The sequence below is a fragment of the Opitutus sp. ER46 genome, from assembly GCF_003054705.1.
GTDB lineage: Bacteria > Verrucomicrobiota > Verrucomicrobiia > Opitutales > Opitutaceae > ER46.
In genome coordinates this window covers 41682-67412 of record NZ_QAYX01000024.1, presented here as the reverse complement: position 1 = coordinate 67412, position 25731 = coordinate 41682, and the positions used below count along the sequence as shown (strand labels likewise).

General features: G+C 69.5%; 18 protein-coding genes. 7 read left to right on the top strand and 11 right to left on the bottom strand.

Going from position 1 to position 25731, the window contains the following annotated elements:
• Positions 1-15: 15 nt before the first annotated feature.
• A complete protein-coding gene (locus tag DB354_RS15870) occupies positions 16-1308 on the bottom strand; it encodes an MFS transporter (protein ID WP_233256663.1) in 1293 nt (430 codons plus the stop codon).
• 403 nt (positions 1309-1711) lie between these two features.
• Here DB354_RS15870 and DB354_RS15865 point away from each other — a divergent pair, with 403 nt between their 5' ends.
• From DB354_RS15865 to DB354_RS15845, 5 genes are all read left to right on the top strand, one after another.
• Positions 1712-2407, top strand: a complete 696-nt coding sequence (locus tag DB354_RS15865) for an ABC transporter ATP-binding protein (RefSeq protein WP_107837069.1) — start codon at positions 1712-1714, stop codon at positions 2405-2407.
• 168 nt (positions 2408-2575) lie between these two features.
• Positions 2576-5092, top strand: a complete 2517-nt coding sequence (locus DB354_RS15860; RefSeq protein ID WP_107836630.1) for a PEGA domain-containing protein — start codon at positions 2576-2578, stop codon at positions 5090-5092.
• Positions 5093-5388: 296 nt separating this feature from the next.
• Positions 5389-7755 carry an FtsX family ABC transporter permease gene (locus tag DB354_RS15855; RefSeq protein WP_107836629.1) on the top strand — a complete coding sequence of 789 codons (2367 nt, stop codon included), beginning with the start codon at positions 5389-5391 and terminating at the stop codon, positions 7753-7755.
• A 139-nt stretch (positions 7756-7894) separates the two neighbouring features.
• A complete protein-coding gene (locus DB354_RS15850) occupies positions 7895-9118 on the top strand; it encodes an HlyD family efflux transporter periplasmic adaptor subunit (protein WP_107836628.1) in 1224 nt (407 codons plus the stop codon).
• A 288-nt stretch (positions 9119-9406) separates the two neighbouring features.
• Positions 9407-11503 (top strand): carbon starvation CstA family protein, encoded by a 2097-nt coding sequence (locus DB354_RS15845; protein ID WP_107836627.1) that lies wholly within the window; start codon positions 9407-9409, stop codon positions 11501-11503.
• Positions 11504-11782: 279 nt separating this feature from the next.
• Here the strand turns inward: DB354_RS15845 and DB354_RS15840 are convergent, their stop codons facing one another.
• The 6 genes from DB354_RS15840 to DB354_RS15815 all read right to left on the bottom strand — a co-directional run bounded on the left by DB354_RS15840 (position 11783) and on the right by DB354_RS15815 (position 19159).
• Positions 11783-12904 carry a four-carbon acid sugar kinase family protein gene (locus tag DB354_RS15840; RefSeq protein ID WP_107836626.1) on the bottom strand — a complete coding sequence of 374 codons (1122 nt, stop codon included), beginning with the start codon at positions 12902-12904 and terminating at the stop codon, positions 11783-11785.
• 83 nt (positions 12905-12987) lie between these two features.
• Positions 12988-13425: a hypothetical protein gene (locus DB354_RS15835; protein ID WP_107836625.1), complete on the bottom strand. Its 438-nt coding sequence runs from the start codon at positions 13423-13425 to the stop codon at positions 12988-12990.
• A gap of 33 nt (positions 13426-13458) precedes the next feature.
• A complete protein-coding gene (locus tag DB354_RS15830) occupies positions 13459-16629 on the bottom strand; it encodes a CusA/CzcA family heavy metal efflux RND transporter (protein WP_107836624.1) in 3171 nt (1056 codons plus the stop codon).
• On the bottom strand, positions 16626-17366 hold the full coding sequence (locus tag DB354_RS15825; protein WP_107836623.1) for a hypothetical protein: 741 nt from the start codon (positions 17364-17366) through the stop codon (positions 16626-16628). The genes DB354_RS15830 and DB354_RS15825 overlap by 4 nt, the downstream gene beginning before the upstream one ends.
• 17 nt (positions 17367-17383) lie before the next feature.
• Positions 17384-18655 (bottom strand): TolC family protein, encoded by a 1272-nt coding sequence (locus DB354_RS15820; RefSeq protein ID WP_107836622.1) that lies wholly within the window; start codon positions 18653-18655, stop codon positions 17384-17386.
• Positions 18656-18769: 114 nt separating this feature from the next.
• Complete coding sequence (locus DB354_RS15815) at positions 18770-19159, bottom strand: hypothetical protein (protein ID WP_107836621.1); 390 nt, start codon at positions 19157-19159, stop codon at positions 18770-18772.
• Between the two features lie 171 nt (positions 19160-19330).
• On the opposite strand from DB354_RS15815, the gene DB354_RS15810 reads away from it, so the two are divergent.
• Complete coding sequence (locus DB354_RS15810; RefSeq protein WP_107836620.1) at positions 19331-20602, top strand: NAD(P)/FAD-dependent oxidoreductase; 1272 nt, start codon at positions 19331-19333, stop codon at positions 20600-20602.
• Positions 20603-20659: 57 nt separating this feature from the next.
• Here the strand turns inward: DB354_RS15810 and DB354_RS15805 are convergent, their stop codons facing one another.
• A complete protein-coding gene (locus DB354_RS15805; RefSeq protein ID WP_107836619.1) occupies positions 20660-22318 on the bottom strand; it encodes a GNAT family N-acetyltransferase in 1659 nt (552 codons plus the stop codon).
• A 13-nt stretch (positions 22319-22331) separates the two neighbouring features.
• The gene (locus DB354_RS15800; RefSeq protein WP_107836618.1) at positions 22332-22901 is read right to left on the bottom strand and encodes a glycerol-3-phosphate acyltransferase; all 570 of its coding nucleotides are present in this window, start codon (positions 22899-22901) and stop codon (positions 22332-22334) included.
• A gap of 164 nt (positions 22902-23065) precedes the next feature.
• Here DB354_RS15800 and DB354_RS15795 point away from each other — a divergent pair, with 164 nt between their 5' ends.
• Positions 23066-24013 carry an AEC family transporter gene (locus DB354_RS15795; RefSeq protein ID WP_107836617.1) on the top strand — a complete coding sequence of 316 codons (948 nt, stop codon included), beginning with the start codon at positions 23066-23068 and terminating at the stop codon, positions 24011-24013.
• Positions 24014-24063: 50 nt separating this feature from the next.
• Here the strand turns inward: DB354_RS15795 and DB354_RS15790 are convergent, their stop codons facing one another.
• Together DB354_RS15790 and DB354_RS15785 are read right to left on the bottom strand one after the other, a co-directional pair.
• Complete coding sequence (locus tag DB354_RS15790; RefSeq protein ID WP_107836616.1) at positions 24064-24696, bottom strand: TlpA disulfide reductase family protein; 633 nt, start codon at positions 24694-24696, stop codon at positions 24064-24066.
• A gap of 106 nt (positions 24697-24802) precedes the next feature.
• Positions 24803-25702, bottom strand: coding sequence for a LysR family transcriptional regulator (locus tag DB354_RS15785; protein WP_107836615.1), 900 nt, complete (start codon positions 25700-25702; stop codon positions 24803-24805).
• Positions 25703-25731 lie beyond the last annotated feature (29 nt).

Below are 25731 nucleotides of genomic sequence, written 5' to 3'. Positions count from 1 at the left end.
CTCAGGGGCGGCGTTTCACGAACGCCCGCTTGAGGTGGAGGCGGCCTCCTGTCCGGGCGCCGGGGCAGCGGGAATCCGCAGAAAGAACGCGAGCACCGCAACCGTGGCCGCCAGGCCGAGGAAGATCGGATTCGCGAGCAGCCCGAAGTGCGTCAGCAGCTGCATGAAGCCCGCGCCCAGCAGCATCGACCAGTAGTCGGTGAAGTTCTGCACCGCGATGGTCTTGCCGAGACGCGTCGGGTCCGACTCGTGCTGGAGCGCGGCGTTGAGCGGGATCAGCAGGAGCCCCGCCGCCAGGCCCGCGGCCACGAGGCCCGCGACGGCAATCGCGAGACCGGCGTGGCCGCCGAGCCAGCCGAGCAGCGCCACCGCGCCCGCCAGCAGGAGGCCATAGCGTCGCGCCCAGCTCAGGTCTCCCGTGCGGTGCCATTGGCCGGCGAGGAGACTACCCGCGACCACCCCGATGATCAGGCCGATCTTCAGCAGCGCCAGGCGCTGGTTCGTGATCTCCGCCACGCCGGCGGCGCGCAACGCGTCGAGCCCCCAGCCCTGGAGGTTCGTCCGCAGCACCGCACCCGTGAACCAGAACAGGCCGCAGCCGAGCAGCACGCGGCCAAGCCGCGGATGCCGTGCGAGCGACGCCAGGTGCCGTCCAAACTCGCCGACGCTGTGACCAAGCTGCGTCGCGCGATCGCAGGGCGTCGCGGACATGAGCCCGTTGACGATGAGCGCCACCGCGTAGAGCGCCGCGGTCACGCCGTAGCAGAGCGGCAACGAACGACCGTGGTCGTAAAGTGACGCGCCGCCCCAGAGTCCGCCAAGAATCGCGATCAACGTGAGCATCTCGACCGTGCCGTTCGCCTTCACCAGCCGGTCCGCCGGCAGGATTTCCGGCAGGACGCCGTACTTGGCCGGTGAGTAAACGCAGGCGCCGAGCCCGATGATCGTGTACCCGATGACCTGCCAGACGCGGCTCGCGTGGAAGTCGCCCTGGTGCAGCCATACGCCCGTGAGGCCAACCAGTGTGCCCGCGAGCTTCAGCGCATTGCCACCGAGCAGCCAGGTCGTCTTCGGCAGCCGGTCGTTGAGGAAGCCGGCGAGGGGCGCCAGCAGGATGAAGGGAACGAAGAACACCGCGCTGAAGAGCGTGTTCTGCGCGTTGACCTGCTGCTCCGTGATCTTCCCCGCGAGCAGCTGGAACGTCAGCGGACCGAGGATGGCCGCGAGCACGAAGTTGTCGCCGAACGCTCCGAGAAACTGGCCAACGAGAAGCAGCGGGTAATTCCGCCGGGGCAGGTTTGATTTCACGCCCGGCATGCTACCCGAGTCCCACCCTGAGCGTGAATCGATAAACTCGATACCCCTCGTGCCGCCTGCCGGCGGCCCGAGAAGGGGTGTGGGGGCCCCCTCTCTTTCTCTTACTCTTCCTCTTACTCGTTCTCTCGAGGGATTGAGCAGTTTTCGCTGCGCGAAAACTGAAGTAAGGACTGCTGCAGCTGCCATCTCACGCCCCCGGATCGAGAGAAAGAGTACGAGAAAGTGTAGGATGGCCCGCGGCTCCCCCACGCCGCGATCAGTCGGCCCCCCCCACTCCCACTTTCACCCTCACTCCGAAGGACCGGCGGGTTGCGAATCCCCCTTCCCGGCGTTTCTATGCCGACCCGTGTCGTCCACCGTCCCGCCCGCCCCGCCCGGCTCCGCCCGTCCGCGCATGTTTCACGTGCGGGACTTGGCGCGCATCTACGGTGAGGACGCCGCGACCGTGACCGCGCTCGCCGGCGTGGATTTCGATCTCTACCGCGGCGAACTCGTCGTCCTGCTCGGCCCCTCCGGCAGCGGGAAATCCACCCTGCTCAACCAACTCGGCGGACTCGACTCCCCCACCCGCGGCACACTGCAGTACCGCGACTGGAACCTCGGCGCGGCCGACGAAGCTGGCCTCACCGACTTCCGACGGCACGCGGTTGGCTTCGTCTTCCAGGCCTACAACCTCATCCCCAGCCTGACGGCGCGCGAAAACGTCGCCCTGATCGCCGAGATCGCGCGCGACCCGATGGCGCCCGAAGAGGCGCTCGCGTTGGTGGGCCTCTCCGACCGCATGGATCATTTTCCGGCACAGCTTTCCGGCGGCGAGCAGCAGCGCGTCGCCATCGCCCGCGCCATCGCCAAGCGCCCCGAAGTGCTGCTCTGCGACGAGCCCACCGGCGCTCTCGACGTCCACACCGGCATCACCGTGCTCGAGGCCATCGAGCACATCAACCGGGAGCTGGGCACGCTCGTCGTGATCATCACACACAACGCCATCATCGCCGGCATGGCCGACCGCGTGTTCACCCTCCAGGACGGACGGCTGGTCAGCGTCCACGAGAACCCGCAACGCGGGCGCGTCAGCGATCTCGCCTGGTAACCAGTCCCGGGCGGTTTCCGGAGCCGTCCGCATGCCGCGGCAGGGCCGGTTTTAACAATGTGTTAACTAACTCATAGTCAAAACCATGAGTGGTAACGCTTAGCCTTTCATTACCGCCGCGCCCGGTCGTTGGTGAGGAGCACGCCCTGCAATCGGGCCCCCTCCCCAATGAACTCCGAATCCCTGTACTTCCTCGAACAGACCGATTTCGCCCTTCGTTTTGCGCGCTGCGACCCGAGAGACCTGCCGCTCCGCATCAATCGGGTGGAAGAGGTTTCCACCATCAATCCGGCCGCAGTCGTCGAGGCCGCCCGACGGGTCTTTCCGGTCACCACCACCCCGCTGATTTGCGCCCTGCGGCCAGCCGGCCTCCGGATCGAAGTCGGGGACGCCAACGCCACCGCACCGTCGCTCGAGGCCGCCTACCGCGTTGCCGGCGGAGAACTTCCTCCGGCGGTCGCCGCCATGGCGGTTGACACGGTCAACGGCGGCCCGAACAAAACCGCCCGGTGGCTCACCGTGAGCGCGCCCACCACCGCGTTTGAGGCCGCGCGCGAAGCCGTCAGCGGTTTCGACTGCAAGCCGACCCGGTGCACCTCCGCCACCACCGCGACCGCCGGCGCCCTCGTGGCCTCGGTCTCCGGTCCCACCGTCATGCTCGAGATCGGCGCCCGCGCCTCGCACGCCATCCTCGTGACCCCCGCCGGAATCCTGCGCACCTGCCCCATCGGCCTGACCCGAGACACGATTCTCTCCTCGGTCCAGGCGGAACTCGGGCTCAAATCCACGGAGGCTGCCGCCCAGACATTCTTCAACACCGATCTCAACCTCGCCGACGTCGGCGCCAGGATCGCCGACCGGCTCGCGGACACGGTCGATGCCGACTTGGCGCGCCTCGTCAGCGACCAGCCCAAGCCCTTCTCGCTGTACTGCGGCACCCTGCCCGTGCCGCAGCAGTGGCTCATCGCCGCGATTGCCAGGATTTTCGGCCTCGAGGTACACGTGCCCGACCTGCCCGCGTGGCGCGCCAAGGCCAACGTCACGTTCGGCAGCTCGGTGGTTGAATCGAAGATCTCTCCCGCCTGGTTTGGGTTGCTCCACGCGATTCACGCCCAGGCGACCGCCACCTCAGCGCCCGTCATGTGGCTGCCTTCGTGGCGCACCCTTGCGCTGGGCAACGCGATCGTCGACCCGATCGGCCGCACCCCCACCGCAGCGCCGGCTCCCACTCCGCCGGCTCCCGCAGCTCCAGCCACTCCCAGCGTCGCCGCCGCGCCCTCCCGCAAAGCCACGCCACCGCCGACACCCGCGCCCACGCCTGCTCCGCGCCCGGCCGAGAAGAAGCCGGCTCCGGCGCCCGCCGAACCCGCGCGCGCCGCGACGTCGGTCGCCTACGGCAGCGAACCGCGCCCCCCCGCCCGCGCGGGCAAATCCCAATCGAAAGCCCTGCTCATCGGCATCGCCGCCGCGGTGATCGTCGTGGCCGGCGGCTTCATCCTCTATTCCCAGCAAGCCCAGGCCACCCGTGCCGCCACCGCCAAGCAACAGGCCGAAGCGCAGCTCAAGGCCGAACAGGCCCGGGCCCGCGAAGCCGAAGAGCGGGCCAAGCGCGAGGCCCTTGCCCGGCAGAAGATCGAGTTGGACGCCGCCCAAAAGCTCGCCCAGGCAGAATCCGCGCGCGCCGCCGCGGAGAAGGAGGCCCAGGTCCAGGCTGCAGCCCGCCGCGCCAACGCCCGGGGCGCCCTCGTGGTCACCACGGAGCCCGCCGGCGCCATGGTGGCGGTCGGCGACCTGCCGCCCCGGCCTTCACCTGCGACATTCGCCGACCTCAAGACCGGCAGCCACCGGATCGTCGTGACGTCGCCCACGCACGAGACCGCCACGACCGAAGGCGCGGTGAAGGAAAACGAGACCACCTCGGTGAACGTGCCGCTCCAGCGCTCCACCGGCACGCTCGAGATCGCCTCCACCCCCGCCGGCATGAACTACGAGCTGCGGCCGGCCGCGATGCTCATGGTCGACCCGAAGCAGGTGCGCACCGGCACGACGCCGGCGGCGCTGCCGGACGTCGCTCCCGGGGACTACACCGTCACCTTCTCGTCTCCGGGCTGGAGTGCCCACACCGAGCGCGTCTCGGTCACGCGCAACGAAAACTCCCGCACGAGCTGGGTCGTCTCGACCGGTCGGGTCACGATCAACAGCCAGCCGCAGGGCGCGACCGTGAAACGCAAGGGCGTCCCCGTCGGCACCACTCCGCTGACGCTGACCGATGTCGCGCCGGGTGCCGCCGAGTTCGAAATCGCTCACGCGAACTTCGACCAACCCGCAGCCGTGAGCGGCGTCGTGGAAGCCGGCAGGACCTTGGCTCTCCAGGCGCAGTTCGCCGCCAGCAGCCGGGTGTTTGCCGCCGGCGAAGTCGACCGCCAGCCCGAGGCGCTCAACGACAAGCCGATCAAGGTCCCGTACTATCTCACGCTCAACAAGCCGCAGATTGAGCTCGAGTTCGTGGTCGGCCGCGACGGCGTGGCGCGCAGCTTCTCGGTGCGTTCTGCCACCGAAAAGGACCTCGCCCGCTACAGCATCCCGACGGTGACCGGCTGGAAATTCCGCCCCGCCTTGAAAGACGGAAAACCCGTCAGCGCCCGGATGCTCCTGACGCTGCGGAAATTCGTCGTCGGCGAGTAGCACCACCGCCCGCCGTCCGCGGCGGGCGCCACGGGTCCGCCCTCAGCCTGCCGCCCTCGGCCGGTGAGCGGTTTGCCGTCCGAGATAACACGCCAGATTTGGCGTGTTATCTCGGTTTGGCGGTCAGCGGCGATGACCGGGGGCGGGCGGCGCGGACGGCCGCGACCTTGCGATTTGCCCGGGCCGGGCCAGCTTTTGCCGCCCGTGACCAGCTCGGCCCAACCCGCATTCTTGCCCGCGTCAAAGCCGGGCGTTGGGCGGGCTGTTGACCTCCCGCCGGGGCCACGGATGGCGCGATGAGCCTGCTCGACCGCAAACTCCTGCGCGATCTGCGGGCCCTCAAGTCCCAGGCACTCGCCGTGGCGCTCGTGATGGCGAGCGGCCTCGCGATGATGATCATGACGCGGTCGCTCATGCTGTCGCTGGAGACGACGCGCCATGCCTACTACGAGGAGCACCGCTTCGCGCAGGTCTTTGCCCAGTTGAAGCGCGCCCCGAACGCCGTGCGCGACGAACTCGCCGCCATCCCCGGCGTCGCCGCCGTGGAGACCGGAATCGCGCGGCAGGTCACGCTGGACGTGCCGGGGTTGGTCGAACCCGCGGTCGGGCTCATCAACTCGCTGCCCGAGTACGGCGAGCGCACGCTGAACCGGCCGTACCTGCGCACGGGACGACTGCCGCTCGGCGGCGAGACGCGCCGCGAGATCGCGGTGAGCGAGGCGTTCGCAGACGCGCATGGCCTGCGGCCGGGCGACAAGATTTCGGCGGTCCTCAACGGCGCCAAGCAGACGTTCACGGTCTCGGGCGTGGTGTTGTCGCCGGAGTTTGTCTTCGAGGCGCCGCCCGGCGCGGCGTTGCCCGACAACAAGACGTACGGCGTGTTCTGGATGCCGTACAAGGAGCTCGCCACGGCCTTTCAACTCTACGGCGCGTTCGATTCGGTGGCGCTCACGCTCGCGCCCGGCGCCTCGGAACCCCGGGTCATCGCCGCGGTGGACCGCGTGCTCATGCCCTACGGCGCACGCGGCGCCTACGGCCGGGGCGACCATCCGTCGAACCGGCGCGTGAACGACGAACTGCGCGTTCTGCAGGGGCTCTCGATCGCCTTCCCGGTCGTGTTTCTCAGCGTTGCCGCGTTCATGACGAATTCCGTCATGAGCCGGCAGATCGCGCTGCAGCGCGAGCAGATCGCCATGCTCAAGGCGTGCGGCTTCAGCAACGCGCAGGTCGGCCTGCACTACTTCAAGTTCTCCCTCGCGATCGTCGTGGTCGGCGTCGCCCTCGGGACGATCACGGGCATTCTCATGGGGCACCGGCTCGTCGAGATGTACCATCTGTTCTTTCGGTTTCCACAGCTCGAGTTCCTCCTGGATTCACGCGTGCTCGTGGCGGCGGCGGGCGTGAGCTCGCTCGCGGCCTTTGTCGGCGTCGCCGGGGCGGTCCGGCGCGCGGTCCGGCTGCCGCCGGCGGAAGCGATGCGGCCCGAGGCGCCGGCGCACTTTCGCCCCGCGTTGCTCGAGCGCCTGGGCGCCGCACGCTGGTTCAGCGCCTCCTTCCGCATGGCGCTGCGCAACATCGAGCGCCGGCCGTTCCGGAGCGCATTGACCTGCGTGGCCCTCGCGCTCGCCACCGGGATTCTGATCGTGCCGAACGCCTTTCGGGACGGGATCTCCTACGTGATCGATTTCCAGTGGGACGTCATCCAGCGGCAGACCGTCACGTTGTCGCTGGTGGAGCCGGGCCCCGCACGCGCCCTCGCCGACTTTGCCCACCTGCCGGGCGTCGTGCTCGCCGAACCGTTTCGCTACGTGCCCGTCGAGCTCCGCGCCGGTCCGATCAAGCGCCGCATCCTCATCCAGGGCCTGCCGGAACGCGGCACCCTCAGCCGCGTGATCAACGCCACGCCGGAACAGCTCACGCTGCCGCCGCGTGGAATCGTGATGTCGGCCAAGCTCGCCGACGTCCTCGGCGTGAAGCCCGGCGACGAGGTCGTGGCCCATGTGCTCGAGGGCCGCGAACGCGAGATCGTGGTGCCGGTGGTCGGCCTCGCCGACGACTTTGCGGGCACCGCCGCTTACATGGAGATCCACGCGCTCAACCGGCTCCTGCTCGAGGGCGACCAGATCACCGGCGCGCATCTCATCATCGCCGCCGGCCGCTGGCGCGACTTCACCGCCGCCGTCAAGGAGACGCCCCGGATCGGCGGCTGCGTCATCAAAGACTCATTACGCGAGGGCTTCCGCCAGACCACCGCGCAAAGCATCGGCTTGCTGCAAAAGCTCTACCTGGTTTTCGCAACAATCGTGGCGTTCGGGATCATCTACAACAGCGCGCGCATCTCGCTCTCCGAGCGGGCGCGGGAGCTCGCCACGTTGCGCGTGCTCGGCTTCACCCGGGCCGAAGTCGGCGCGGTGCTCGTCGGCGAGCTGGTGATTCTCACCCTCATCGCGTTGCCCCTCGGGCTGGTCCTTGGCTCCGGCATGGCGCGCGTCATCATCGCCACCGTCAACACCGAGACGGTCCGGCTCCCGCTCGTGCTCACCGCCGCCAACTACGCCTTCGCCGTCCTCGTCGTCGCCCTCGCGTCCGCCGCCTCCGCCCTCTTCGCCGCCCGCAAACTCGCCGACATCGATCTCGCCACCGCCTTGAAGGGGGTGGATTGAAAAGTAAAAGTGAGAGTGAAAGTGAAAGTGCCCAGACAGGCATGAACGACTAACGCAGGCTTCACCCTCATCTCCGCCCCTCACGTTCACCCTCCCTCTCGCCGTCACTCTCACTCTCACTCTCACTTTCACTTTTTCCATGCCTCCCTCATCTGCGCCCCTGTGGCGTCGACGGCTGCCGCTGGTCGGCGGTGTTCTCCTCGTGCTGCTGATCGTGATCGGGCTCTGGCCGCGCGCGATTCCAGTCGAGTCCGGCGTGGTCCAGCGCGGCGCCATGATCGTAACCGTGGACGAGGAAGGCATGACCCGCGTGCGCAACCGCTACGTCGTTTCCGCGCCGGTGGGTGGACAGTTGCAGCGCATCGACTGGAAAGCAGGCGCGCCCGTCGTGGCCGGCCAAACGTTGCTCGCGGTGCTCGAGTCCAGCGGCGCAGATTTTCTCGATGCCCGGCTGCTCGCGCAGGCGGAGGCGCGGATTCGCGGCGCGGAGGCCGCCCGCGATGCCGCCGTCGCCCAGCGCGACCGTGCCGCCGCGGCGGCGAAGCTCGCCGCCGCGGAATTTGAGCGCGCCCGGGTGCTGCGCGAACAGCGCGTGGCCTCCGCCCAGGAATTTGATCTGGCGCAGATGCGCGCGGACACCGCGGCGCAGGACGCGCGCGCCGGCGAGTTCGCTGTGAAGGTCGCCGCCTACGAGTTGGAGCAGGCGCGCGCGCTGCTCACGCGCGGCCGGCCGACTGACGGCGGCTCGCTGCCGCCGCTGCAGCTCACGTCCCCCGTCGATGGCCGCATTCTGCGCGTGTTTCAGGAGAGCGCGCGTGTCGTGCCCGCCGGTTTTCCTCTCCTTGAGATCGGCGATCCGACCGATCTCGAAGTCAGGATCGAGGTCCTCTCCCGCGATGGCGTCGCCATCCGGCCCGGCGCGCGCGTCCTGCTCGAACGCTGGGGCGGCGACACCCCGCTCAACGCCCGTGTGCGGCTGGTTGAGCCCTCCGCGTTCACCAAGATCTCCGCCCTCGGCGTCGAGGAGCAGCGCGTGTACGTGATCGCCGACTTCACTGATCCCGTGGCGCAGCGCCCCACGCTCGGCGACAGCTACCGCGTCGAGGCCCGGATCGTCACCTGGGAGAAACCCGACGCGCTGCACGCCCCCGCCGGCGCCCTGTTCCAGCGCGGCGGCACCTGGCAGACGTTCGTGATCGACGGCGGGCGGGCGCGCCAGCGCACGGTCCAGATCGGCCGCACCAATGGCGTCGAAACCGAAATTCTCTCGGGCCTGAACCCCGGCGACCGGCTCATCGTCTACCCCGGCGACAAGGTCAAGGAGGGCACCCGCGTGTCGCCGCTGGTGATCGAGGCGCGCTGAGTCCGCCCGCCAAAAGTGTCACGCAATACGTGACACTCGCCGCGGCGCTCCGCGGACCAGATCGCTCTGCAAAAATATACTGGCGAAAAGCTTACGACAGAAACATGTCGCGCGATGGCCCGGACAAGTGTCACGTATTGCGTGACAGTGAGAGCGAGTCTCCGGGGGCGTGGTGACACGCAGGGGCCTTGCGCCGGGCGGAAGCTGTGATCGAGTGTCCAACCCCACAACCGCGGCCCGCGGTGAGCCCGGCTGAGCCGGTGTCGCCCGCCCGCACACCCCTTTCTTATGTCCTCGGTTGATCGATCTTCGTCCTCGCGCGCGCCCTGGCGCTGCCTGGGTTGGGCGGTGGTGGCGCTTTCGGGCGCAGCCGCGGTGGCGGTGCTGGCCTGGTCGCGCGGCGAGCCGGTGAACGCGCTTTGGATGGTCGTGGCGGCGGCGTGCGTGTTCGCGCTCAGCTACCGCTTCCACTCGGCGTGGCTGATGGCGAAGGTGCTTACGATCGATGAGCTGCGCGCGACGCCGGCGCAGGTGCATGCCGACGGACACGACTACGTGCGCACGAATCGCTGGGTGGTGTTTGGCCATCATTTCGCGGCGATCGCGGGCCCCGGTCCGCTCGTGGGACCCGTCCTCGCGGCGCAGTTCGGCTACCTGCCGGGCCTGCTATGGATGCTGGTGGGCGCAACGCTGGGCGGGGCGGTGCACGACAGCGTGATCCTCTTCTGCTCGATCCGGCGCGGCGGCCGCTCGCTCGGCCAGATGGTGCGGGAGGAGGTCGGACCGTTCGCCGGCGGCGCGGCGCTCGTGAGCATCCTCGCCATCATGGTCATCCTGCTCGCGGTGCTGGCGCTCGTCGTGGTGAAGGCGCTCGCCGAGAGCCCCTGGGGCCTTTTCACGATCGCGCTGACCGTCCCGATCGCGATCGCCATGGGACTCGGCATGAAGGCCACGCGGTTCGCCAGCCGCGGGCTCATGACGATCAGCGGCGCCGGCGTGATCGCGCTGCTCGCGGCGGTGTGGCTGGGCAAGTTCCTGCCGGGCACGCCGCTCGAGGGCCTGCTCACGCTGCGGCAAACGACGCTGGCCTGGTGGATCATGGCCTACGGCGTGCTCGCCTCGATCCTGCCCGTCTGGCTGCTCCTCGCGCCGCGCGATTACCTCAGCACGTTCATGAAACTCGGCACGGTGGCGGCGCTCGCCCTGGCCGTCATCGCGCTCGCGCCGACGCTGAAGATGCCCGCGCTGACCACGTTCATCGACGGCACCGGGCCCGTGTTTGCCGGACCGGTCTTCCCCTTCTGCTTCATCACCATCGCCTGCGCCGCGGTGTCCGGCTTCCACTCGATCGTCGCCTCGGGCACGACGCCCAAGCTGCTCGCACAGGAACGCGACATCCGCGTCGTCGGCTACGGGGCGATGGTCACGGAGATGTGCGTCGGCGTCATGGCGCTGATCGCCGCGTGCGCGATGGAGCCGGGCCAGTATTTCGCCATCAACATGGCGGGCGCGCCGGAGGTCGTGACCGCGAAGGTGACGCAGTTGGGCTACCCGGTGACGGTATCGGACATGCAGGCGCTGGCGGACAGCGTGGGCGAGAAGACCATGGTCGGGCGCACGGGCGGAGCGCCGACGTTCGCTGTCGGCATGGCGCACATGTTTGCCGGGGTGCTGGGCAGCAAGACCGCCCTCGCGCTCTGGTACCACTTCGCGATCATGTTCGAGGCGCTGTTCATCCTCACGACGATCGATGCCGGCACGCGGATTGGCCGCTTCATCGTGCAGGACGCGCTCGGCACCGTGTGGCGCCCGCTGGGCCACACCCACTCGCGGCTCGGCGGCGTGGTCGCGACGCTCCTGTTCGTCGGCGCCTGGGGCTACTTCCTGTACCAGGGCGTGGTCGACCCGCTCGGCGGCATCAACTCGCTCTGGCCCATCTTCGGCATCGCCAACCAGCTCCTCGCGGTCGTGGCTCTCGCGCTGGGCACCACCGTCCTCATCAAGATGAACCGCACGCGGTACATCTGGGTCACGCTCGCGCCGCTGGCGTGGCTGCTGGCGGTGACGATGAGCGCGGGCTGGATGAAGATATTCAGCCGTGCGCCCATCGGCTTCCTCGATCTCGCCCGCGGATTGGAGGCCAAGATCGCCGCCGGCGGCACCGCGCGCGAACTGGCGACCTGGCACGCCCAGGTGCTCAACAACCGGATCGATGCCGCCGTGACGGGCACCTTCCTGATCCTCGTCGCGGTGGTCGTCACCGCCAACGCCCGACTCTGGTGGCAGCTCCTCACCCGCCGCCGCCCCCCCGAGCTCCACGAGGACAGATTCGTTCCCGCGGACGAATCGCCGACCGAAGTCGCAGGTTCGAAGGTTGCAGGTTGAAAGTCTCTACCTGTCCCAGCCCGGCCGCTCGTCCTCGTCACAGAGGGCACGGAGGCCGGAGGAGGACACGGAGGAAAACCGGCCCAACCGAATCGTCGCTCTGTGCCCCTCCTCCGATCTCCGTGCCCTCTGTGTCCTGCCTTGGAGGGATTGAGTGCATGCACTCGGATCGAGAGAAAGAGTACGAGTAAGAGTAAGACGTCCCGCGCCCCAACACCTCGGACCCTCCATCGCCCCACTCTCACTCTCACCTTCGCTCCGAAGGCGTTCCCGTTCTCTTCACTCCTTCAGCCGCTCGAATGCGCGGATCCACGTCTGGGTGTCGCCGAAGCCGCCCGGTTTGACCGCCAACAGGTAGGCGCCGCGGGGCGATTCCCCGACCGAGAGGCACAGGCCGGGCTCGATTTCCTCGCAGAGCTCCAGCGAGCGAATGTCGAGCCGCTCGCACAGCGCGTGGGCCGTTTCGCCGCCGGTCGCAAAGATCCGGCGCACGCCGCCGCCGTCGATCAGCGCCACGCTGGCGTCGACCACCGCGCGCAAGGCCGCGGCGGGGCTGATGCGCGCGGCGGGTCCATGCAAGATCGCACCGCCCACGCGGCGGAGTTGATCCGCGGCCCCGAGGATCGCCTGGGCGGGCTGCTCCAGCGAGAGCGTGAGCCGCGCCACGCCGTACTCTCGCTCGAGGGCGGCGGCCTGCTCCTGGTTCAAGGGATGGGCGCTGCCGCCGAGCATCAGCACCGGCGAGGCCGGCACCGGCGGCCAGGTCGGCGCCGGCGTGGGCGCGCCCCGGTCCGCCAGTCGCGCCGCCACGGGCACCGCCAGCGCGCCGGATCCGACTGGCAGCCACGGCGCACCGTCCGCATCCATCCGGCGCACCGCCTCGGCCAGGTCGGATTCCTGCAGCGTATCCGGAATCGCCACATCGACATCCGCGGCACGGCCGAGAATCTCCCGCACCGCGCTTGCGCGCAGCGGGCTCGCCGGATCACGGCCAAAGTCGGTCTCCGCCACCGGCACGCCCTTCACCAGCAGACGGCCGTTCTGCACCGTGCGGCCCACGCGTGGATTGGCCGGGGCGAACAGGACCCGCACGAGAGGCATCATCGCCTTCACCGCCTCGATCTCGGCCGCCACCGGCCCGCGCAGGGTCGAATCGATCTTCTTGTACACGAGCTTCTCCCCGCGTGCCGCCGCGATCCCGAGCGTGGCGCGCACCACCGAGGCCGCGGCCGTCGGGCTCGCGTTGCGCGTCTCGGTCGTGATGCCGAGGACCTCCTCGGGCGTACGCCGCTCCCACGCGCCAGGGCGCAGCACGATGCGCACCCGGCGCCCGACGCGCAGGAACGCGGCACCCGCGTCGAGCGCGCCGCTTAAGTCGTCAGCCAGGAAGAAATCGGGCATGGCGCCGCAGCAGAACACGTCCCGCAGCGGCGTTCGAGCCTATCGTGCGGCCGCGTGCGCCGCCGGCGCCCCGCGGCGGCCGCTCAGTGCCCGCAAACGCACGCGTACTCCGGGTGACTGCACTCGGCGCAGTTGGCGAGGTTGAGCTGCAGCCGGAAATTCTGCGGGCGGGCGCCGGCCTTCTCCCGCACCTGCACCACCACGCGGTACGGTTCGCCCGCCGGCAGCGCGGCGGCGGACACAAAGCCCTCGGCGTGCTTTTCGAGCGCCACGGGCACGCGACCGCTCGCGGGCTCCGCCAGCACGGTGACCTCACGGTCGCCCGGCGGCAGCGGCTTCAGCGCCGCGTCGTAGAAGGCGACTTCGACGCGACGCTCGGCGTTGACGAAGAACTCGACGGCTTCGGGCGAACGCGTGAGCAGGCGACCGCCCTTCGGGCCGGCCGCGACCTGCTCGGCGGCCACGAGGGCCGGAGCCGCCAGCGCGAGGAGGAACAAGGGAATGAGTCGGATGGATTTCATGCGGAAAGGAAGGCTGGGACCGGACGCGGAGCGTCAGGCGTGGGGACTGGGAATCGGCGCCGAAGAGGCGCGGGGCGCCGCCTTCGCCCCGCCCTCCACCCAGTCGTACAGGATGGGCAGGACGACCAGGGTAAGGAAGGTCGAGGTGATGATCCCGCCGATGACGACGGTCGCGAGCGGGCGCTGGACCTCGGCGCCGGCGCCCGTGGCCAGCGCCATCGGCACGAAGCCGAGCGAGGCCACCAGGGCGGTAAGAAGCTTGGGCCGCAGCCGTGTGAGCGTGCCCTCGACAACGGCGGTGCGCACATCGTGCCCCTCGCGCCGGAGCTGGTTGATGAAGCTGATGAGCATGATGCCGTTCAGCACGGCGATGCCGCTGAGGGCGATGAACCCGACGCCCGCGCTGATGGTGAACGGGAGGCCACGCAGCCACAGGGCGAAGACGCCGCCGGTGACGGCGAGCGGCACCGAGGCAAAGATGAGGGCCGCCTGCCGCACCCGGCCGAAGCTCATCAGGATGAGGAAGAAGATGAACACGAGCGCGGCGGGCACGATGACCGCCAACCGCACCCGCGCCTGCTGCAGGTTCTCGAACTGCCCGCCGAACTCGTACGTGTAACCCGGGGGCAGCTTCACGTCGCGCTGGAGGCGCGCCATCGCCTCGCGGACAAAGCCGGCGGTGTCGCGCCCACGCAGGTTCACCAGGATCGCGGCGCGGCGCTGGCCGGACTCGCGCGTGATCGCGCTGACCTGCTCGAGCCGCTCGAACGTGGCGACCTGGCCAAGCGTCAGCAGGCCGCCACCCTCGGCCCGCACCGGCACCTGCCGGAGCTGCTCCAGGTCGCGCCGCGCCGTCTCCGGCAGACGCACCACGATGGGGAAGGCGCGGTTGCCCTCGAACAACGTGCCGACCTCCTCGCCGGCGAGCGCGGCGCGGATCGCGTGGTTCAACTCATCAGACGAGAGATTGTACCGCTGCAGGGCGGCCCGGTTCGAGCGGATCTCCAGCATGGGCGTGCGTCCGAAGGCATCGAACTCGACGTCACCGCCGCCGGGGATGGCGCGCAGCACGTCTCGAATCTGGGTGGCGAGCCGGTCGAGCTCGGCGAAGTCGTCGCCGTAGAGCTTGACCGCGATGTCGGCGCGCACGCCCGCCATCATTTCATTGAACCGCATCTGGATCGGTTGGGTGAAAAGGAACGTCTGCCCCGGGGCGAACACGGCGAGGTCGCGGCGCATCAGGTCGATCAGCTCCGCCTTTGTGATCGGGCGGCCGTCGACCTTTCGCCACGTGGCCTCGGGTTTGAACTCGACGTACGCGTCGGTGAGGTTCGGGCCCATGGGATCGACGGCGATCTCGGCCGTGCCGGTCAGGCCGAAGATGCGGTCGATCTCGGGAAACTGCGCCAGCAGCCGGCGCTCGGAGCGGGTTTGCAGTTCGGCGGACACCTCGAGCCCGGCACTGCCGCTGCGGACGAACTGGAGCAGCATGGTTCCCTCCTCAAGTTGCGGGATGAACTCCGCGCCGAGACGGGTGAAGAGCGCAACCGAGCCCGCAAACAGCAGCACCGCCCCGAGGACCACAAGCGTCCGCGCGCGCAGGGCCGCCGCGAGCACGCGCGTGTAGAGCGCCTTGAAGCCGCGCACGAGCACGTTGTCCTCCTCGTGCACGCGCCCGCGCAGGAAATGCGAGCACAACACCGGCATCACCGTGAGCGCGAGGACCAGCGAGCCGAGCAGCGCGAAGATGACGGTGAGCGCCATCGGCCGGAACATTTTCCCCTCGATGCCCGTGAGCGCGAGGATGGGCACATAAACGACCGCGATGATCAGCACGCCGAAGAACATCGGGTTCGCCACCTCGCGGGCGGCGTGTCGCACCACCTTGAGCCGCTCGTCGCCGCTGAGCCCCCGGCCCAGCTCGCGCTGACGGAGGCCGAGGTGGCGCAGGATGTTCTCCACCATCACCACCGCGCCGTCGATGATCAGGCCGAAGTCGATCGCGCCCAGGCTCATCAGGTTGCCGGAGACACGACTGCCGACCATCCCGGTCACCGCAAAGAGCATCGAGAGCGGGATCGCCAGCGCGACGATCAACGCGGCGCGAAGGTTGCCGAGCAGGGCCAGCAGCACCGCGATCACGAGGATCGCACCTTCGAACAGGCTCTTCTCGACGGTGTGCAGCGTGCGGTTCACGAGGTCGGAGCGGTTGTACAGCGGCCGCAGCTCGACGCCCGCAGGCAGCTTGGCCTGCAACTGCTCGACCTTGAGCGCCACGTCGCGGGCGACGATCCGGCTGTTGGCTCCGGCCAGCATCATCACGCCCCCGAGCACCGCCTCACGTCCGTCCACCGTCGCCGTGCCGAGGCGGTAGGCCGAGCCGAGGTCGACGGAGGCGACATCCTGGACGCGCAGCGGAGCGGTGGCGCCGGCAAATTTCAGCGGCAAGTCCGCGATCTCCGCCAGGCCGGGCACGCGGGTGTTGGCCCGAACCACAACCTGCTCGCCGCCAATTTCCACGTAGCCGCCGCCGACGTTCGTGGTGTTCGCGCGAATGCGCTCCGCGAGCTCCTCCGTCGTCAGCCCCACGCTCGTGAGGCGCGCCACGTCGGGCGTCACCACGATCTGCCGCTCGTAGCCGCCGCTCGTGTTCACTTCGGCGACGCCGGGCGTCGCCCGCAGGAGCGGACTCACCACGTATTCCTGAACCTGCTTGAGCTCCTGCAACTGCGCCTCGCGCGTCACCGGGGCCGGGGCGCCTCGTTTGTATTCGACCGTGTAGTAGAAAACCTCGCCCAGCGCGGTGCTGATGGGCGCGAGCTTGGGCTGGATACCCTCGGGCAGGTCCGCCTGCACGGCCCCGATCCGCTCCGTCACAAGCTGTCGAATCCGGTAAAGGTCGACGCCGTCCTCGAAGGTCATGCGCACCTGTGAGAGCCCGAACTTCGAAAGCGAGCGCAGCTCGATCATGCCCGGCAATCCCGCCATCTGGAGCTCCAGGGGCCGCGTCACGAGCTGCTCGATCTCCTCAGGCGCGAGGGCGGGCACCTCGGTGTTGAGCAGGACCTGCGGGTTGGTGATGTCGGGCACCGAGTCCATCGGCAGCCGCAACGCCGACCAAACCCCGATGGCAATGAGGATGAGCAACGCGAGCCAGACCAGCGGTCGGCGGCGCAGCGAAACGTCAAGGAGGGTCTGGATCATTTTTCCTCCGGGGGAACCACGCAGCAGGAATGACCGCCCTTGATCGCCGCCAGCTCGGTGAGCCAGAGCGACATCACCGGCGAGGCGACGACCACATCGCCGGCGTAGAGGCCGTCCTTGATTTCCACCACGTCGGCCGTGGCGACGCCGGGCGTGACGGGCGTGCGCACGAAGTACTCGCCGCTCGCGGTGTAAACGTACGTGCCGTCGAACGCTTCGAGCAGCGCCGAACGCGGCACGGTCACCGCCGCGGCCTGCACCGGCAGTTCTGCCTTCGCGTCGAGGAACGCGCCCATCGCGGTGGAATCGCTCGCGGGCAATTCAGCCAGGATTTCCCAGGCGCCACCCTTGGCGCCCGCCGCGGGCGTGAGCTGCGTGACCACCGCCTCGCCCGCCGCCGGCACCTGCAGCGTCTGTCCGACGCGCAAACGCCGGGCGGAGGCGGCCGGCAGCAGGCCGGTCGCCCGGGCGCGGCCGGAGGTGACGTCGTAAACGCGCAGCGGGACGGCGAGCGTGCCGGCGACGGACTGCTCGGCGATCTCAACCGTGGTGAGACCCAGCGCGCGGCGGGTTTCCTCCGGCACGTGGAGTCCCTTGCTCGCGCTGTATTGCGGGCCAACGACCACGCCCGCCTCCTCTGCCGCGTGGGCGGGGGTCGCCGGGCCGCAGCCGGTGAGGAACAGGACGGGAGTAGCGGCCAGGGCCGCAAGGACCAGCGCCGCAACCGGGGTATTCATGATGCAAGGACGAGAGTTCATTTGGATTCCTCCGGCGCGCGCGGCGCCACGAACGGGGTTGGCCAGCCGGTCAGGCGCTGCAGTTCGAGCGCCGCCGTGAGCGCCTCCTGGCGGGTGTCGAGGAGCGCCTCGACGGCTTCGAGATAGGCGGATTGGAGCTCCACGTAGGTGGCCAGCGGCACGGCGCCGAGCCGGTAGTGGCGGTCGGCGAGGGCGGCCGCCTCGCGAAAGCGCGTCACGGCGTCGGGCGTCCACCGCGCCACCTCCGCCTGCCTGGCGGCGAACGCGTGGGCGGCCGCGAGGACCTCCCGCTCGAGCTCGCGTTCGGCCACCTGCAATGCGGCCTCCGCCTGGCGGCGCCGGGCCTGGGCGAGCTCAACCCCGCCGCGGCTGCGGGCGCCCAGCGGCAGGGGCACCGACACCCCGAGGCCAATCGTGCGCTCCCGCTCGCCGGCCTCCTCTTGGGCAACATACGGACTCAGGGTCACATTCGGCAGCCGCTCCCGGCGGGCGAGCTGCACGGCGAAGCCCTGCTGTTCCAGCTCCAGCCGGCGCGCCTGATAATCGAAGTGGTTCTCGCGGGCCGCGCGCAGCAACTCAGCGGCCGCCGGGGCGGGACTGAAGCTGAGGCCCACCGGGGCGACGGTGAGCGCGGTGCCGAGCGCCGCGCCGCGCAGTTGGTTGAGCTCGGTCACAGCCGCCTGGAGGGCCAGCGCGGCCGCCGTCGCGCGCCGCTGGATCGCCAGCTCCTGCGCCTCGATGACGCGCGTTTCGAGCAGGGGAGTCACGCCCGCGGGATCGCGGGCAAGAAAGACCTCCTTCAGGGCGCGAAAGCGCTCCGCCACCTCGGCCAGCGCCGCCGCCTTCTCCTGTTCCGCCTCCACGCCGTAAGCGAGCGTCAGGACGCGCGCCCGCAGGGCGGCGGAGAATCGCGCGACGCCGAGTTCAGCCAGGGCCACGTCCTGGTTGGCGATCGCCTTGCGCAACGCGAGGCGGCCGGGCCACTCGAACGTCTGGGCCACCGACACCGACCAGGCGGTGCCCTCGCCCGCGAGGGCGCCGGCGACGTCGTGCACGCGCTTGCGACCAACCTCGAGGGCCACTTCGGGATCGGGTCGGGCGCCGGCGACCACGCGCGAGGCGCGGGCGGCGGCCAACTCGGCCTGGTAGAACGCGAGCTCGGGATGGCGGGCCGCCACCTCGCCGACCAGGAGGTCGGGGCGAAGCGGCTCGGCCGCGAAAAGGGAGGAACTCAGGAGCAGGAAGACAGGAAATCGGCGCAGGTTCATGATAGACGGTACACGTTGGCCGGCCGGCGCGGAGCACCGGCACGACGTTGGGGGGAAACGGCCGCAATCACGGCCGCCGCGCAGGGCGGGCCGCAGGGCCGGTTCAGCGGGTCATCAAACCTGCGTGGGCGCGCGGGATGGCACCGCGGCGCGCGCCGCGAAATGCCAGGTGCGCCGCAGTTCCTGCGGACTCTGCGGCGGCTCAGGCGGCGCCACCTCGGTGGCTGGCAGCGGCAGCGTCAACGCCGCCACGAGCAGCCACGGCAGCGGAGCCGGCGCCGGCAGCGCTTTCACCGCGAGATCGGCCCCGCGCTCGAGACCGACGCCCGCCAACTGGCAGCGGGTGTCGCACGAATCGAAGTTGCCAGCCGGCGTATCCTCATTCTCCGCACAGCACGTGGGCGCCGCGGAGAGCGCGCCGAGCCGATCCACGGCGCAATGCAGCGTCGCCGGCAGCCAGAGGGCGGCCAGCAGGCAGACGAGCAAGGTGCGAAAGCGCGGCATGAGAGGGGCGCGGAAGCTCACGGACGGCGCGCCCGGTGTCAAATCCGCGCTGCGTGTCGCGCCCGATCGTCGGCCGAAACCGGCTCCGCGCCGCGGGCGTACGCGTTTACGGGGCGGAGGTTTGCGGAAACCGGATCGACTCGCGGGAGCCCGCGCGCACGCTCGCGGGAAATGGCAGCAACAACACGCGTGATGGTGGTAGGCGGGGGCGCCGCGGGTTTCTTCGGCGCGATCACCGCCGCGGAGAAACTCGGCGCCGCCGGCGAAGTGACCATCTACGAGGCCACGGCCAACCCGCTGGCCAAGGTGCGCGTGTCCGGCGGCGGCCGCTGCAACGTCACGCATGCGTGTTTCGAGCCGCGGGAACTGGTGCAGCGGTATCCGCGCGGGGGACGCGAGTTGCTCGGCGCCTTCCACCGCTGGCAGCCGCGCGACATGGTGGCCTGGCTGCTCGAGCAGGGGGTCGAGACGAAGACCGAGGAGGATGGCCGCATGTTTCCGGTCACGGACAATTCCGAGACCATCGTGGCGTGCCTGCAGCGCGCGGCCGAGGCGGCGCACGTGCGCGTGCTCACGAGCATGGGCGTGCGCAAGGTGGAGCGGGCCGGGCGGGATGCAGCGAGCGGCTTCTGGGTGACGCTGACCGACGGCACCGGGCTGCGCTGCGAACGGCTGCTGCTGGCGACCGGCGGGAACCGCTCGTCGGTGGGCTTCGAAATCGCGAGCACGCTCGGCCACACCATCGAGCCGCTCGTGCCGTCATTGTTCACCTTTCACATCGACGATCCGCGGCTGATCGGAATCTCCGGCGTGTCGGTGGAGAACGCCACCGCGGCGGTGCGCGGCACGAAACTGAAGGAATCGGGCGCGCTGCTGGTGACGCACTGGGGGTTGAGCGGCCCGGCGATCTTGAAACTCTCGGCCTGGGGCGCGCGCGAGCTGGCGGGACGCAACTACGAGTTTCCGCTGACGGTGAACTTCGTGCCCCCGCACACGCGCGAGTCGGTGTTGCGCGAGCTGACCACGATCCGGGAGCGCAACCCGCGGAAGCAGATCGGCACGTGGAGCCCGGTCGCCGTGCCGCACCGGTTGTGGGAACGGCTGGTGGGCGGCGCGAAGATCGCGCTGACGACGCAATGGGCGGGCGTGGGCAACGCGGCGCTCGGCGTGCTCGCCGACCAGCTCACGGTGGCGGAGTTCACCGTCGTGGGGAAGAGCATCTTCAAGGACGAGTTCGTCACCTGCGGGGGCGTCCGGCTCAGCGAGGTGGATTTTCGCACGATGGAGAGCCGGATCTGCCCGGGCCTGCACTTCGCGGGCGAGATGCTCGACATCGACGGCGTGACCGGCGGCTTCAATTTCCAGGCAGCGTGGACGACCGGATGGATCGCGGGGTCGGCGATCGGCGAGGCCGGCGCCGCGGCGGCCACGCCCGTACCGTGAGGGGCGCGGTGGCTGCGAGGAGCTAGTTCGGGTGCGGCGCGCCCCGGGGCCCGCGGCTCAGCTCGCGCCGCTGGTGACGGCCTCGGCCGGCTTGGCGGCAAGTTCAGCCGCCGCTTCGCGGACCGCGTCGACGAGCGTCTGCAGCACCGGGCGGGGCGGCGGAGCCATGAGGCAGAACTGGATCCAGTTTCGCTCGGCGAGGTAGCCGCTGCGGTGGCTGGTCAGAAAGCCCCGGCGTTCCAGCCGCTCCCCCATCGCTTCCGCCGAGATTTCGGGCGGCAGCTTGATCGTGACGATGATCGGCGAGGCATGCTCCTCGTCGGCGCCGAGGACGAAGCCGGCGGCGCGAAGTTGGGCACGGAGCCAGCGGGCGTCGTCGTGCGCCTCGCAGCGGCCGCCCGGCAAGCGCTCGACCTCGGCGAGAGCGACATCGAGCGCGCCAACGAGGTTGGAGGAATGAGTGAACGGCACGCCGTCGGAGGCGGCCCACAGGCCCAGGTCGAGATAGCGCGGCAGGTCGGTGCGCCGCTCGGGCCGGGTGGCGTGAAACACGAGTGCCAGCCCTGGCAGCGCGGCCAGGCCCTTGCCGCTCACGCCGCTCGCGAGGTGCACGCCATCGAGGTCGACCGCCATGGCGCCGATCGAGCTGATGCAGTCGAGGCAGAGCTTGAGCCCGTGCTCGCGGGCGAAGGCCTTGAGCAGCGAGAGATCATTCAGCACGCCGGTCGACGTCTCGTGGTGGACGCACCAGAGCCAGCCGGCACCGGTCGCGGACTGCCGCGCGCGGTCGAGCAGCTCGCGGGTGATGGGCGTACCCCATTCGAGCTTTTCCCAATGGAAGTTGAGGCGGGCGCGGCGCGCCTGATCGGCCAGCCGTTCGCCGAACTCGCCGGTTGAAATCACGATGCCGGGCTGGCCCAGCCCCGCGATCTGCGCGGCGATGACGTCGTTGCCCAGTGAACCGCTGCCCGGCATGATCTGGACGTCGGGCATGTTGACCAGCGCGGCGAGCCGGTGGCGCACGGCCGCGATCGTATCCATGAATTCGGGTGCACGATGCGGCACGGGCGGGCGCCCCACGGCCGCGAGAACGCGGGCGGAGACGGCGACTGGGCCGGGAAGCAGATTGACCAGGCTGCGCGGGTCCGCGACGAGGGCCGGCGCGCCATCGCGCTGCAGGCTGCGGCGCTGCTGGCAGGCGGCGAGGAACTTCTCGAGCGTCAGCAGCATCGGCTGGTACGGCGCCTCGGCCGTGCCGACCACGGGCCCAAACGGTTCAAAGCCCATCGCCCGGTAGAAGCGCAGCCGCCGCACGGCGCCCGAGATGACGGCCACATCGTCGCCGCGATCATGGCAATGCTGGGCCACCGCCTGCATCAGCTGGGCGGGCACCGGGCCGTTGCGGTGCGCGGCGTCCACCGCGAGCAGCCGCACCTCGACCACGTTGCGCCCGGCCGGCAGGTACCGGTCGAGGTCCGGCAGCTTGGCATCGAGGGAGAACGGCCGCCGCCGCCGCACCGCGATCTGGGCAATGACCTGCCCCTCGCGCACGCCGATGATGTACGTGTTCTCGGCGTGAAACTTGTCGATGTGCCGCCCCACCGAATTGGGGGCGTACTGGGGAATCTCCTCCACGAACGTGCGGTAGTTCAGCCGGTGGATCTGCTCGAACTCGGCATCCGTGGTGGCGACTTTGAATACAGTGGCGGTATCCATTGCTTGGCAGCGGTCAGGAAGGGGCGGGGCCGGACGCTCGCACGAAGTGCGACCGATGGGCAAGAAGGACGAGTCCGACGGTGGCCGCGAAGGCGACGCGCTCCGGCGTACCCGGCAGGAGCCACGCGGCGCTGGCAATGCCGCCCGCGGCGGCCGCGGTGGTGAGCACAAAGGTGCGCCGGACAAACACCGCCGCGATGGCGGCCGGGATCGCGGCGGCGACCAGGAAAAAGGGATTCAGCGCCACGGCGCCACCGAGGAGCGGCGCCGCGCCCTTGCCGCCCTTGAAGCGGAGCGGAGCCGGCCAGATATGCCCGGCGACGGCAGCGGGCATGGCGAGCACGTGCCAGGGCGTCTCCGGCGCCAGCCAGCGCGCCAGCAGCACCGCGGCCGCGGCTTTCAGCGCATCCAGCGCCATCACCAGGAGAAACGCCCGCCCCCCCAGAACGCGGGCGGCATTGGTCGCGCCGGTGCCGCCACTGCCCGTCTGACGGAGGTCTTGGCCGGTCGCGCGCCGCACAAGCAGCCAGCCCGGGGAGAGACAGCCAAGCGCGTAACCGACGCAGAGAGCGACGATAAGCATGGGAGGATGAACGGCGGTGAGCGTGTCACTTTGGGCGCGCTTGTCCAACTTCCGGTGGCACCCCGCCTCCCCGCACCGGCGCGCCCCCGCCTGGCGGCAGGTCCGGGCGGCCAGCCAAAGGATCTGGTTGCCCCCTTCCGCGCCCCGCTGCGACGCTCGCTGCAATGCCCTCGTATTGGCAACTGATGCTCCTCGTCCTGCCCGTCTTCGGCCTCATCGGCGTGGGCGTGGGCGTGCGGCGTCTTGGCTGGATGGATGGCGATGCGGAGACCGGCCTGATCCGGCTCGTCGTCAACATCTGTTACCCCTGCCTCATCTTCGAATCGGTCGCCAACAACCCGGCGCTGCGGCAGCCGAGCAACATTCTCCTGCCGCCGCTCGTCGGGTTTATCGTCACGTGGGTCGGCATCCGCGTCTGTCTCGTGGCCGCGCGACTGATCGGACTGCAGGTGGGCTCCGGCATGCGCACCTTCGCCCTCGCGGCCGGCATTCCCAACTACGGCTACCTCCCGCTCCCGATCATGGCCGGCATCTGGGGTGTCGAGAGCACCGGTGTGCTGCTCGTGCACAATGTCGGCGTCGAGACCGCGCTGTGGACCGTGGGACTGCTCGTCCTGAGCGGGCTGTCCCTGCGCGATGGCTGGCGCCGGCTCGTGAGTCCAATCGTGGTGGCGCTCGTGCTGGCGGTCGCCGGAAACCTGACCGGCGGCGCCGCGCTGCTGCCGAAGCCGGTGACCGATATCATCCACGGCCTCGGCGTGTGCGGCATTCCGCTGGGCCTGGTGATGACCGGGGTGAACCTCGCGAATTACCTCCATCGTCCGGCCGAGCTGTTCCAGCCCAAGGTCGCGGCCGCGGCCTGCGTCCTTCGCCTCCTCCTCCTGCCGCTGCTGATCCTCGCGCTGGCGCGATACCTGCCCTGCTCGGTCGAGCTGAAGCGCGTGCTGATCGTGCAGGCGGCGATGCCGGCCGCGGTCATTCCCATCCTCATGGCGCGGCTTTATGGCGGCCACCCGCGGACCGCGGTCCAGGTGGTCCTGACCACGACGATGCTCGGGTTGATCGTGATCCCGCTGTGGCTGCGGATCGGCCTGGCGTGGGTCGGAGTCTGAACGCGGCGTGCCCGCCGGAGCGATGGACGCCGACGGGCAGCAGCGGGCGTTCAGAGCAGCGCGGCGATCTTCTTCTCGTACTCCTCGGTCGGCTCGGCGCCGACCTTCTTGTCGCGGATGCGGCCCTGCTGATCGATGAGGAAAGTGGTGGGAATTGCCTCCATGCCCCCAAAGGCCGACTGCACGGCCTCGTCGCCCATGACGATCGGATACGTGATGCCGAACCGTTCGACGAAGCGCTTCACCTGGTCAGCGCCGCCCTGGTCGAGCGAGACGCCCACGATGGCGAGGCGATCCTTGCCGTACTTTTTGTACAGCTCGACGTAGCCGGGAATCTCCGCGCGGCAGGGCGGACACCAGGTCGCCCAGAAGTCTACGACGACGACCTTGCCCTTGAAATCGGCAGACCGAACGGTGGCGCCGTTGAGGTCCTTCAGCTCCCACGCGGGCGCGGGGCCGATCACCGGCAGCGCCGCCTCCGCGGCGGCCTTGCCCGGCGCGGCCGGGGTGACCGAGCCAGGCGTGAAGGCGGCGGTCGGAGCGGCCGCCGCGGTCCCCTCGCTTGCCGCGGCCACGGCGGCCTGCGACGGCGCATCGACCTTCGGGTCGGGCTTCTGGCGGGGGGAACAGGCGGCCAGGGTCGCCAAGGCGGCACCGGCCAGGAGGAAAGGATGCGTCTTCATCGTGGGAGGGCGGAGCGTAGAAACGAAAACGCCGGCCGCAAATGCGCCGGCGTCTTTCACGGTGAAGGCAGGCGCGCCGCGAGGCGCGACTACGCCGCGGAAGGGCTCAGCTCTCGTGCGACTCGGGCAGGTCCAGGCCGAGGGTCTCGATGAACTTCTTCATCGCCGGCGTGAGCACACGACCCTTGCGGTGGAGGATGGCGAGCGGGCGGGAGAACTGCTTGTCCTTGAACGGCAGCACCGCGAGGGTGCCCTGCTTTTGCTCCTGGATGACAGTGGCCTGGGGGACGATCGCGATACCGTGGTCGATTTCGACCGCGCGCTTCACCGTCTCGATGTTGTCGAACTCCATCACCGGCTCGAGCTCCAGCTTGTGCTCGCGGAAGATCTGATCGATCGCCTTGCGGGTGGGGATGTCGGGGTCGAAGCCGATGAACTTCTGGGTCGCGAGATCCTTCACCTCGATCTCGCCGCGCTTGGCGATCGGGTGCTGCGGATGGGCGATCAGCACGAGGTGATCGTTGCGGAACGGCAGCACCTCGATCTGGCGCTGCTTCACGGGGAACGCGACCAGACCGAAGTCGACCGAGTTGTGCAGGATATCCTCATACACGAGGTTCGAGCGCCGGTACTCGACGCGCACATTCACGGAAGGATAGTCGTGCAGGAACTTCTTGATGAACGGCGGCAATTCGTGGAGCCCGATCGAGTAGATGGTCGAGATGCGGATTGTGCCGCTGATCACCTTCTTCATCTCCTGCAGCTCGGAGAGGAGCTTCTCGTAGGTGTGCAGCATCTCCTTCGCCGCGTCGTAGACGCGCTGGCCCTCGCGGGTCAGCTGAAATTGTTTCTGGCTTCGATCAATCAGCAGAGTCTTGAAATGGCGCTCCATCGCGCGGGCCTGCTGGCTGACGGCCGATTGGGTGATGCCGTTCAACTTCGCGGACTTCGAGAAGCTCTTCGTTTCGACGAGATCAGCGAAGATTTTGAAATTTTCGATCTGCATGATTAGCTGGCGTTGTATTAGCCAATCTA